The organism is Caenimonas sedimenti (assembly GCF_007833165.1).
GTDB lineage: Bacteria > Pseudomonadota > Gammaproteobacteria > Burkholderiales > Burkholderiaceae_C > Ramlibacter > Ramlibacter sedimenti.
In genome coordinates this window covers 155,621-166,570 of the sequence record NZ_VOBQ01000018.1, presented here as the reverse complement: position 1 = coordinate 166,570, position 10,950 = coordinate 155,621, and the positions used below count along the sequence as shown (strand labels likewise).

Below are 10,950 nucleotides of genomic sequence, written 5' to 3'. Positions count from 1 at the left end.
GAGCCGGCGCCGGGATCGGGGCCGGTGGCGGCAGGCCCGCCGGGCCCGGCGCGACGAAGCCCGCCGCCGTGATGGGCGTGAACAGGCTCGCGGGAGGCACCGCCGCCAGCACCCAGCCCGAAGGCGTGAGGTGCAGCAGCAGCGTGCTGTGCCCGCTGGCGAGCCGCGGCACATAGCCTGGCAGGGCCAGGCAGCGCTTCTCCCACGGCACCTGCACGACGGCCACGTTGTGGCCCACCTGCGCATTCATGGCGGGTGCATGGATGCGCATGTTCTTGCACAGGTTGGCTTCCTGCGCCACGTCGTCGAGCAAACGCTGGAAGCCGATCATCGAAGGGTCGAGCAGGCGCCGCAGCACGAGTACGTCGCCGTTTTCGACCGCCCGCAGGATCAGGTCGACCGCCGCCATGGCCGCAGCCACGGCATCGGACGCCGGCAATGGCGGTTGCGTGCCGCCGATCGGGCCGCGCGTGGCCGTCGCGCGCTGCCGCTCGCGCAGCCGCTCGTCGCGCGTGCGCGCCAACATCAGCTTGTCGTGCTCGATGGCGGCTTCGTTCGCCGTCGTGCGGAACAGCGGCGGCACGTCGGGCAGCAGGCGCGGCGCCGTCCCGCGCGCACGCGGCACGAACGCCGCGCGGCCGGGGCCCACGTCGACTTTGCCGCTGTCGTTCGCGAGCACCGTCCCGCCTTCGTTGACCTTGTCGTAGGTACCGGCCTCGGCACCGCCCGGGACAAAAACCGCTTCGTGGTCGGTTCCGCGGATGCCGATGGTGGCGGTCGCGGTGCGCACCGTGTAGCGCTGCGGGTTGTTGTGGCCGATCCAGCCGGTGATGGAACGGAAGGCGCCGGTGAGCAGGCGGAAGCTGGCCTGGTCGCGCGGGGTGCCATCCGCCACGTAGGCGTCGATGCGCAGCGAGGTGGCAGGCCGCACCGCGACCAGGCCGTTGTCGTCCATGTGGATGTGCAGCTCGCCGTCGGGCCCGGTCACCAGCGATTCGCCGGCCACCACGCGTTCGCCGGGTTGCGCCACGCGCAGACGGCCGTCGGGGGAAGAGACGCTGGCGCTGCCGCTGACGCGTTCGATGCGGCCGGCCGCGTGAGCCTGCAGGCAGAGCATGCAGGCGAGCCAGACGGGCGCGAACCGGAGTTGGGGTGGTGTTGTGTTCATGGTGTTCAGAACCGCACCGCGAGCTGCAGGCCCACGGTGCGTTCCATCAGTTCGAGGACAGGGTCTGCGCCGTCGCGCGTGCTGTAGCGCAGGTAGAACTTCAGCTGCGCGGCGTCGCCGGCGATCGGAACGGTGACGTCGGCTTGCACGGAGCGCGTGCGCACCGGCGCCGCGTCGGTGGCCTGTTGCAGCGTGCCGATCGCCGCCGCGAGCGAGAGGTTCGCCACACCCGGGCGGTCGGCGGAAACTTGCACCGCCACGTCGCGCGCCTCGGAGCGCAGGCCGAGCGCCATGCGCTGCACCTGCGAACGGCCGGAGAGGCCCACGGCTGCCGTCCAGGCGCCGGCCTCGGCCGCGGCCCAGTTGCGGCGCACGTTCCCCGTCCAGCCCTCGGTGGTGGAGTTGCCGGCAGGGTAGGACGAGTTCTCCACCACGGCGCGGCTGCGTGCCAGCTGGAAATTCCAGACCGGGCCGTAGTAGGTGATGCCCGCGCTGGTGGCTTCGTTGGCCTGGCGCTGGTCGCCGGCGGAGGTGGATTCCGAAACGGCGCGCTGCAGCGTCGCGCTCCAGCCGGGCCACTCGCTGCCGAAATTCACGGTGGCGTTCAGTGCCGCGGACCGCGTGCGGCTGACCACCGCCTGCATCAGTTCGGTCGCCAGCGTGCTGTTGCGCGACGTGCGCACATCGCCGCCCAGCGTGAGCCAGCTCACGACGGGCCAATCGAGCGCGACATACGCCTCTTCCACGCCCGGCGTGGCCCCCTGCGAGAGCGACGTGTAGCCCGGATCGATGTGGTGCGCGCCGAAGCGCAGCGCGGCGGTGCCCATGCGCCACGTCCCGTCGACCACACCCGCGTGGCCTTCGCGGTCACCGTGCACGTCGTCGTCGAGGCGGCTGGTGGCGGCTTCGCCCGTGAGCGTCAAGTCGCCTTTCGCGTACTGCAGCCCCAGCGTCGAATTGCGCGACACCGCGCGCGGCGCGCCGGCGGCCGCACTGTCGTTCGGCAGGCGCTCCTGCGCGTACTGCTGCGATGTCGCATGCACCTTCAAGGTTTCGCCGAGCGGCAGCTCCAGCTTGCCGCCATGCACCGTTCGTACCGGTTGCGTGCGCAGGACGGGTCGGCCCAAAGCCTCCCAGCTCTCCGCGACCCGGCCGGTGAAGCCCGACAGGGCGACGGGCCCCAGGTTGACCTGCCCCAGGGCGCCTCGGACGCCGAGCGCCGACGACAGGCGCGAGAAGTTCGGCGCGACGTCGCCCGCAGCGAACGACCAGGCCCCGGCGGTCCGGCCGACCTGCAGGTTGCCCAGCTGGTACGCGCTGCGCGGCAGCGCCGACCGGTCGTCGGTGTGCAGCGTGCGGAAGCCGAAGGCATCCACCGTGCCGTCGCCGTGCACCCAGCGCGCGTCGCCCTGGGTGCTCGCCTTGCCGAACGTGCCGTTCGACTGCGGCGACCCGGTGTAGCCGCTGCCGGAGCGCACGCGGGTGTCGTACGCGTCCGCGGTGGCGGCACCCGTCCAGGTGAGGCGCGTGCCATCGGCCTGTGGCGTGAGCACCGGCGTGGGTGAACCGGGCATCGCCGCCTGCCAGCCGCGGATCACTTCCTCATCGGACGCCGCCACCACCAGCGGCTGCGAATGTGCGGCCACTGGCAGGAGCGAGGCGCCAACCAGGTACGGAGCGCCGCGGCGGCAGCGGCGCCATAGGACATCGGCAAGGCGGGCTCTCACTTCGGCGGCGCGAGGTTGACCGAGCAGCCGAGGCGGTTCCAGCCTTCCGCGTAGTAGCTGGTGCCCCACGGGTTCTGCGGCAGCGCGCCGGTGACGCAGGCCACCTTGGGCTGCGGCTTCGGCACGCACTTGAGCACGCCGCCGGCATAGCTGCCGTCGAAGCCGGCCGGGCACACCGGGTCCACCGCGGTCACGCATTGCAACTGGCCGGTGCCGTCGTTGAAGCTGGCCTGCTTCCAGCCCGTCGGGCACGATGGATTGGGCTGGTAGCAATGCAGCTTGCCGGTCTGCAGGTTGCGGATGTCCTCCTTGTAGGGCGCCGGCGGGCACATGGGCACCATGCCGCCGATGACCAGGTTCGGAGCCACGACCATCGGGGGCATCGCGGGCTTCTCCTTGACGACGAGCGTCATCGCGGCCTGGCCGGTGCAACCCGGGGTGAGCGTGGGGCTCCCGATCGCCTGGATCTGGTAGGTGCCGGCCTTGGCCAGGGTCTTCGCGATGCTCGCGTTGCCGACGCCGGTGAGCGTGTTGTCGGAGGGTTCGCCGTTCCCGTAGACGAGGCGGATGCCGCACTGGCTGCCGGCGGCCAGGTTGATCGTGAAGGTGACCTGCTGGCCCGCGGTGGGGTTCGCCGGGCTGGCCGAGATGCCGGTGATGGTGGCGGCGTGGGCGCCGCCGGCGAGACAGGCGGCGAAGAGCAACGCGGCAATGCGCCGGGCGAGCGGGATGCGGTTCATGTGTTTTCCTTGAAGGGTTTGCGATGGAGCGAGGCGAATCTAAATTCCGGGTCCACGCGGGTCGCATGACCTAAGTCACTCGCCGGAACTAATCGACTACCGGATTCGCGGTATTCCGCGCTTGCCCTGCCGCTGCTTCAATGCAGCCCATGGACCTCACCCTCAATCCACGCGAGCACGCGCCGATCACGTTGCATGGCGGCACGGACCGGCCGCCCCGCCGCGAGCCGGCGATGCCGACCATCCTGGTGATCGACGACCACGAGCTGTTCCGCATGGGCCTGTGCATCGTGCTGAACGACGCGCGTTCCGAACCGGCCGCGTTGCTGGAAGCCGATTGCCTGCGTGCGGGCATGGCGCTCTATGCGGAGCGGGGCGCGGGCATCGACCTCGTGGTGCTCGACCTCAACCTGCCGGACGGCAAGGGCCTCTACGCGCTGGAAACCTTCCGCCGCGCGCACCCGGCCGCGCGCATCGTGGCGCTGACCGAGACCGTCGATGCGGCGGTCGCGGAGGAAGCACGCGCCCTCGGCGCCGAGGCCGTGCTGCACAAGGCATGCGGCGCCGACGCTTTCCGCGAACTCGCGGTCGCCGCGCGCCGGCCGCTGGCCGCTGCGCAGGACGGCTGGCCCGGTGCGATGCCGCCCGTGAGCGACTGCGTCAGCGCGCAGCTGCGCCTGACGCCGCGCCAGGTGAAGATCCTCGACCTCGTGCTGCAAGGCCACCCCAACCAGGAGATCGGCGCCGTGACCGGCCTGAAAACCGGGACGGTCAAGAACCACATCTCCTGGCTGCTCGTCGTGTTCGGAGTGCCCTCGCGGTCCCGGCTGATCAGCCTGTTCCGGTGAAGCGCCTCGCTTGCCTGGCGCTGCTGGGCGCGGCAACGCTGCCGGCGGTGGCGCAGCCGGTGCCGGGCGCGCCCGTGGCGCGGGTGGTCGGCGTGCGGTTGCAGGCGCAGAACGCGCCCAGCCTGGACGCGCTGACGACCGCCAGTTCCATCGTCGTGCTGGTCGACGGCATGCCGGGGGCTGACTGCGCGCTGGCCATCTCCAGCACCGCCGCGGTGGTGCAGCCCGCGCCGTTCCAGATCGGCAGCCAGGGCGGCTTCCCGGCGAGCCGCAAGCTCGGCACCTACCTCCGCGGCACGCACGAAGTGGTGGTGGCGCCGGCGCAGATCGGCGCGGTCCCGGCGTGCGCCGGGCTGCCGCGTTCGGTGACCATCAAGGTGCAGTAGCGCTCTCGGCCTCGGCTTCAGGCGCGCGCGCCTGGCCGGCGCGGACCGCCTGCAACGACGCGCGCGCGCGCCCATCCGGGGTGACGAAGGCGAACGCTCCGCCGAGCTGCCGCGCGCGGCTGTCGAGACTCGCCAGGCCCCGGTGTGCCAGCTGCAGGCCGGGCAGCGCGCCCTGGCCCGTGGCGACTGCGTCCGCGAGCCCGTTCTCCACGCACAGCTCGACGGCATCCGCATCGCAGCGCGTGCCCACGCGCAAGTGGCCCTTGTCGCCATGCTTCATCGCGTTGCCCAGCATCTCCTGCAGCGAGCGCAGCACGGCGAGGTTGCCCTTGGGCCCCAACCAGTGGCAATCGGCCAGGCCATCCACCGGCCAGTGCACGTCGCTGAAGATCGCCCGCAGGCTGGGCATGCTCTTGGCGCGGAAGTCGCCGAGCATGGCGTCCAGGCTCGCGGCATGCGGGTCGAACGAATCGATCACCAGCCGCAGGTCCGCCAGGCACTCGTCGAGCACGCGGCGAAGGTCATCGTGCCCGACGCCCGGTTTGAGCATCGCCGCGCGCGCGGCGATCAGGCGCGAGCCGATGCCGTCGTGGATGTCGCGCGTGAAGCGGTCGCGCTCCGCCAGCAGCGTCAGCTCCAGCTCGCGCGCGCGGCTGCGGCGGTACTGGTCTTCCAGCTCCAGCGTCTTCGCCGCGATGCGGTCGCCGAGTTCGGTGTTGAGCTTCTCCACCCGCTTCAGGCTGGCCACGTAGCGTTGCACCAGCAGCCCCGCGAGCGCCAGGATCATCAGCGGGCCGCCGAAGCGCAGCCAGAAGATGCCGTCGAAAGCCAGCACCCCCGCCACGACCAGGAAGTCGTGCAGCCCGAAGCACATCGCCGTCATGATGAGGGCGGCGAACAGGAACAGCGGCCGGTTGCCGTTGCGCCAGGCTTCGATGCCCAGGCGGATGTTGAAGTAGAACGCCGCGACAGTGAGCGGCAGGTAGATCCAGCGCAGCAGCGCCGCGGTGGAATCGGCCGGCGCCAACAGCAGCACGATGGCGCCCAGGCCGAAGTGCGCCAGCATCAGGTTCTCCAGCCGGCGCAGCCGCAAACCGCGCAGGCGCAAGGTGGCGATCACCTCGGCCAGCTGCGACCCATGCACCGACACGGCGGACAGCACCTCCGACTGGTAGAGCGTGAGGCCCAGCTCCGGCAGGAACAACTGGTGCACGCGCACGCTCCACATCCAGGCACACACGGCGAACCAGCCGATGAAGGCTTCGTTGCGCTTCATGAACCACATCCACGTGATCGCCATGGCGACCACCAGCACCAGCATCTCGAAGAAGCGCGGCAGCGAGGTCTGCCAGAACGTCCGGCGTTCGTACTTCTGCCGCGTCACTTCGCGCGGGCCGACGAACACGGCGGAAAGGCCGGCGCGCGAACGCGGCTCCGCGGTGAGGCGGAAGGTCACGGTGTTCGCGCCTTCGGCGAGCATCAGCGCGGGGATGGTGAAGAACTGCGGCTCGTTCCAGGTAGGCAGCACGGGCGTTTCCTTGCGGCCGATGGTGGTGGCCGGGATGCCGTTGACCATCACGTCGGCCACTCGGGAGAGGCGAGGAACGAAGACGCCGACGTCACCCTCGGACCGCGGCCAGTCGAAGCGCAGGTGGTAATCGGCCACGCCGCCGCGGCCCTGCGCGCGGCGGTTCCAGTTGTCGGGGAGCGGGACCTGGATGGGAGCGCCGGCTTCAACGAGTTCGGCGCCCCGGATCCAGACGCCCGGCCACGGTCCCGGCAGTTCGACTTGCGCAGCCGTGGACTGCGCCCAGCACAAAGCCAGAATGGTCAGTAGCGCGCGAAGGAAGCGCACGCCGCCCAGGTCAGAGGGCCAGCAGGCCCAGGCGGCCGGCTTCGTACACGGCTTCGGCGCGCGAGTTCACCGCGAGTTTGCGATAGATGTTCTTGACGTGCGTGCCCACGGTCATGGGCGACAGCGCCAGGATGTCGGCGGCTTCCTTCACCGAAAGGCCTTTCGCCACCACCTGCAGCACTTCGATCTCGCGGGTGGAGAGCACGGCTTTGGCCAGCGGCGCTTCCGGCACGGGCGCGGGCCGGAAGCGCTTCAGCAGGTGGCGCGCCATCAACGGGCTGATCGGCGAACCGCCGGCCACGATTTCCAGCACGGCCTGCCGGATCTCCTGCGCCGTGGCGTCCTTCAGCAGGTAGCCGGTGGCGCCGGCTTCGAGACTCTGCAGCACATGGCGTTCATCCGTGAACACCGTCACCACCATCACGTCCGTCGCCGGGCAATGGGCGCGCACATGGCGGATCACTTCCAGCCCGCTGCGGTCCGGCAGGCCCAGGTCGACCAGCAGGACGTCCACGCATTGCTGCTGCATGAGCACGAGGGCGCTGGCCGCGTCGTCCGCCGCGCCGACCAGCCGCAGTTCCGGCGAGGCAGTGACTGCGGCGCAGAGGTGCTCGCGATGAAACGCGTTATCGTCCACCACCGCGACAGTGATCGGTCCGTCGGCTTTGATCTTGGGCCCCTTGCAAGGTCATCGAATTCTAGGCAAAACGGTGGTTTATCTCCGTTTCGCAGGTATATTAATTGCAATGGACCAGATTGACAAGCAAATTGCCGCCCTGGTGCAGGCGGATGCCCGGCTCTCCAGTGCCCAGATCGGGGCCCAGACGGGCCTGTCGGTCTCGGCCGCCGGCGAGCGCCTGCGGCGCCTGGGCGCCTCCGGCGTGATCAAGGGGTGGCGCGCCGTGATCGACCCGGTGGCGGTGGACCTGCGCCTGTGCGCCTTCGTGCTGGTCGACGTGAAGTACGACGGCGAAACAGAAGCCAAGCTGGCCATCGCCGCGCTGCCCGAGGTGCAGGAGATCCATCACATCAGCGGTGCCCACTCCTACCTGGTGAAGATCCGCGTGACCGACACCGCGGCCCTGCAGCAACTGCTGCAGGACAAGATCAAGCCGCTGGGCGCGGTCATCCGGACGGAGAGCCTGATCGTGCTGGAGACGGTGAAAGAGACCAGCGAGATCGCGATCGCGAAGGAGTGATTGCGGCGGCGGCCTACCGCCAGGCCGCCCGCGCCCGCTGCCGCACCTGCAGCACCGGTGCCTGCGGCTGCGGTTGCCCCGCCGGCGACGCCACCGCCTCCGGCCACACGACCTGCTCGAACTGCGCCAGCATCGCATCGCTCACGAAGCGCGTGCGGCCGGCATACATGTGGCGGTCACCGCCGCCGGACTGCTGCGTGACGTAGAAGCGCTGCGGCACCATCAGGTGCAGGTGCTCCTTGGCGCGCGTCATCGCGACGTAGAGCAGGCGGCGCTCCTCCTCGATCTCGTCGGTGGTGCCGGTCGCCATGTCGCTGGGGATGCAGCCGTCCACGCAGTTGAGCACATGCACCGATTTCCACTCCTGGCCCTTGGCGCTGTGGATGGTGGAGAGGATCAGGTAGTCCTCGTCGCGCAGCGGCGGGCCGCTCTGGTCGCTGGTCACTTCGGGCGGGTCCAGCGTGAGTTCGGTGAGGAAACGTTCGCGCGAGCCGTAGGAAGCAGCCAGCCGGGCCAGTTGTTCGATGTCCATCTTGCGCACCTGCGCGTCGTCGTGCATGCGTTCGAGCTGCGGCAGGTACCAGCTCTTGGCGAGCTCCATGTCGGCCGGCCAGGCGAGTTCGCTGTCGTCCAGCTTGGCGAAGAGAGCGGCCAGTTCGCTCCAGCCGTCCTTCGCCTGCGCGGGCGGCTCGAACGATTGCAGCGCGGCCTGCGGGTCCGGCGCTTCGGCCATCGCGTCGAGCAGGCGCGTGGCCGTCGCCGCGCCGATGCCCGGCACGAGCTGGACGACCCGGAACCCGGCCATGCGGCCGCGCGGGTTCTGCGCGAAGCGCAGCACGGCCATCACGTCCTTCACATGCGCCGCCTCCAGGAACTTCAAGCCACCGAACTTGACGAAGGGGATGTTGCGCCGCGCGAGTTCGAGTTCGAGCCCGGCGCTGTGATGGCTGGCGCGGAACAGCACAGCCTGCTGCTTGAGCACGGTCCCGCCCTCGCGGCAGCGCAGCACTTCGTCGGCCACCCAGCGCGCCTGCTGCGCCTCGTCGGGCACCAGCACCAGTTGCGCCTGCTGGCTGGACGCCTTCTCGGTGTAGAGATTCTTGGCATGGCGTTCGCGCGCCGCGGCGATCACCGCGTTGCTCGCGTCCAGGATCGGTTGCGTGCTGCGGTAGTTGCGCTCCAGCGTGACCACGCGCGCCGGCTGCGCGAACTGGTGCGGGAAGTCGAGGATGTTGCGCACCGTGGCGCCGCGGAAGCTGTAGATGCTCTGCGCGTCGTCACCGACCACGGTCACCCCTTCGCCGGTCGGCTTGAGGCCCAGGATGATCTCCGCCTGCAGCTTGTTGGTGTCCTGGTATTCGTCCACCAGCAGGTGGTCGAAACGTGCGCCGATCTCGGCGGCCAGCGTGGGCTCGGCCATCATGTCGGCCCAGTACGCGAGCAGGTCATCGTAGTCCAGCACGTTCTGCTGCTCCTTCGCCTCGACGTAGGCGCCGAACAGCTTCTTCAGTTCGTCCTCCCACTGGCTGCACCAGGGGTAGACCTGCTGCAGCACCAGCGCCAGCGGGTCGCGCGTGTTCAGCACGCGCGAGTAGATGCCCAGGCAGGTGCCCTTGAGCGGAAAGCGCTTCTTCGTCTCCGAGAACCCGATATCGTGCCGCACCATCCCCATCAGGTCCTCGGCGTCGCCGCGATCGTGGATGGTGAAGTTGTCGTCGAGGCCGATGCGCGGCGCGTATTCGCGCAGCAGGCGCGCGCCGAGGCTGTGGAAGGTGCCGCTCCACGGCAGGTTGGGCAACGCGTTGCTGCCTTGCAGGCCCAGCGCCTGCTGGAGCACGCCGCCGACACGGCGCTCCATCTCCTGCGCGGCGCGGCGGCTGAAGGTGAGCAGCATCATCCGCTGCGCGTCCGCGCCGTGGCGGATCAGCGTGGCCACGCGGTGCGCCAGCGTGTTCGTCTTGCCCGAGCCCGCGCCCGCGATCACGAGCAGGGGGCGTTTGTCGCCCGCCGTGTCCCCGGTGCCGTGGGTGGCGGCTTCCCGCTGCTGCGGGTTGAGCGATGCGAGGGGGTCGGGGTGCTGCATGACTGTATATTAGTACAGTGGCCGAGAACATCCTCACCGGGTCCGCCTCCTGGACGGACAAGTCGCTCATCGCCTGTGGCCGCTTCTACCCGCCCGGCTGCAACACGGCCGAGGCGCGGCTGAAGTTCTACGCCACGCAGTTCCCGCTGGTGGAGGTGGACTCCAGCTTCTACGGGATGCCGACACCGGGCAATTCGCAGCTGTGGGTGGCGCGCACGCCGGACGACTTCACTTTCAACGTCAAGGCATTCCGCCTGTTCACCGGGCACACCGCCGCGCCGTCGGCCTTGCATCGCGACCTCCAGGATGCGCTGGGGCCGCAAGCGCCTGCGTCCCTGCGCTACCCGGATCTGCCAGCGGAAATCCGCGACGAACTGTGGCGCCGCTTCATCGAAGCGCTGGCTCCGCTACGCTCCGCCGGCAAGCTGGGCGCGGTGCACTTCCAGTTCTCGCCTTCGGTGACGCAGAGCGCTGCTGGCCACGGCCTCATCGAGCACTGCGCCGAACGCATGGCAGGGCACTTGCTGTCCGTGGAGTTCCGGCACCGGAGCTGGTTCAGCGACGAGGACAAGACCGACGCCACGCTGGCTCTCCTGCGCCGGTTGCAGCTGGTGCACACCGTCGTCGACGCGCCGCAGGGCTTCGCCAACACCGTGCCCGGCGTCTGGGACGTCACCAACCCCAACCTCGCGTTGGTGCGCCTGCACGGTCGCAACGCCGCGAAGTGGAACCACCGCGGCCCGGCGTCCTCCGGCCGCTTCGACTACTGGTATTCCGCCGACGAACTCGCCGCGATGGTCCCGGAAATCGAACACCTGGCGACCCAGGCGCGGCAGGTGCACGTGGTCTTCAACACCAACAACGAGAACCAGGGGCAGCTGCACGCCCGCATGTTGCGGGAACTGCTGCGGCATGGCCGCGGTCACACCGGCTAGACTGCCCCA

At 69.9% G+C, this 10,950-nt stretch carries 10 protein-coding genes; 4 read left to right on the top strand and 6 right to left on the bottom strand.

Annotation, left to right across the window (positions count from 1 at the left end; translation table 11 throughout):
• From FN976_RS22410 to FN976_RS22400, 3 genes are all read right to left on the bottom strand, one after another.
• On the bottom strand, positions 1-1,168 hold a 1,168-nt coding region (locus FN976_RS22410; protein WP_145895291.1), incomplete at its 3' end, for a FecR family protein.
• A gap of 5 nt (positions 1,169-1,173) precedes the next feature.
• Positions 1,174-2,814 carry a hypothetical protein gene (locus tag FN976_RS22405; protein WP_145895290.1) on the bottom strand — a complete coding sequence of 547 codons (1,641 nt, stop codon included), beginning with the start codon at positions 2,812-2,814 and terminating at the stop codon, positions 1,174-1,176.
• A 77-nt stretch (positions 2,815-2,891) separates the two neighbouring features.
• On the bottom strand, positions 2,892-3,635 hold the full coding sequence (locus tag FN976_RS22400; RefSeq protein WP_145895289.1) for a hypothetical protein: 744 nt from the start codon (positions 3,633-3,635) through the stop codon (positions 2,892-2,894).
• 149 nt (positions 3,636-3,784) lie between these two features.
• Here FN976_RS22400 and FN976_RS22395 point away from each other — a divergent pair, with 149 nt between their 5' ends.
• Complete coding sequence (locus FN976_RS22395; protein WP_186511099.1) at positions 3,785-4,483, top strand: response regulator; 699 nt, start codon at positions 3,785-3,787, stop codon at positions 4,481-4,483.
• Positions 4,480-4,869, top strand: coding sequence for a hypothetical protein (locus FN976_RS22390; protein ID WP_145895287.1), 390 nt, complete (start codon positions 4,480-4,482; stop codon positions 4,867-4,869). Before FN976_RS22395 ends, FN976_RS22390 begins: the two co-directional genes overlap by 4 nt.
• Here FN976_RS22390 and FN976_RS22385 read toward each other — a convergent pair.
• Positions 4,856-6,724, bottom strand: a complete 1,869-nt coding sequence (locus FN976_RS22385) for a sensor histidine kinase (RefSeq protein ID WP_145895286.1) — start codon at positions 6,722-6,724, stop codon at positions 4,856-4,858. The two genes, FN976_RS22390 and FN976_RS22385, sit on opposite strands and share 14 nt — an antisense overlap.
• A gap of 10 nt (positions 6,725-6,734) precedes the next feature.
• Entirely contained in the window at positions 6,735-7,364 is a 630-nt protein-coding gene (locus FN976_RS22380) for a response regulator (RefSeq protein WP_255440718.1), read from the bottom strand.
• A 106-nt stretch (positions 7,365-7,470) separates the two neighbouring features.
• Here FN976_RS22380 and FN976_RS22375 point away from each other — a divergent pair, with 106 nt between their 5' ends.
• The gene (locus FN976_RS22375) at positions 7,471-7,923 is read left to right on the top strand and encodes an Lrp/AsnC family transcriptional regulator (RefSeq protein ID WP_145895284.1); all 453 of its coding nucleotides are present in this window, start codon (positions 7,471-7,473) and stop codon (positions 7,921-7,923) included.
• A 13-nt stretch (positions 7,924-7,936) separates the two neighbouring features.
• On the opposite strand, the gene FN976_RS22370 is transcribed toward FN976_RS22375, so the two are convergent.
• Positions 7,937-10,006: an ATP-dependent helicase gene (locus FN976_RS22370; protein WP_145895283.1), complete on the bottom strand. Its 2,070-nt coding sequence runs from the start codon at positions 10,004-10,006 to the stop codon at positions 7,937-7,939.
• A gap of 17 nt (positions 10,007-10,023) precedes the next feature.
• Between FN976_RS22370 and FN976_RS22365 the strand changes: the two genes are divergently transcribed.
• Positions 10,024-10,941: a DUF72 domain-containing protein gene (locus FN976_RS22365; protein ID WP_145895282.1), complete on the top strand. Its 918-nt coding sequence runs from the start codon at positions 10,024-10,026 to the stop codon at positions 10,939-10,941.
• The last annotated feature ends 9 nt before the right edge of the window (positions 10,942-10,950 follow it).

Coding starts and splice junctions, on each gene's coding strand:
- FN976_RS22395 (WP_186511099.1), top strand. CDS start 3,785: ATGGACCTCACCCTCAATCCACGCGAGCACGCGCCGATCACGTTGCAT.
- FN976_RS22375 (WP_145895284.1), top strand. CDS start 7,471: ATGGACCAGATTGACAAGCAAATTGCCGCCCTGGTGCAGGCGGATGCC.
- FN976_RS22370 (WP_145895283.1), bottom strand. CDS start 10,006: ATGCAGCACCCCGACCCCCTCGCATCGCTCAACCCGCAGCAGCGGGAA.
- FN976_RS22400 (WP_145895289.1), bottom strand. CDS start 3,635: ATGAACCGCATCCCGCTCGCCCGGCGCATTGCCGCGTTGCTCTTCGCC.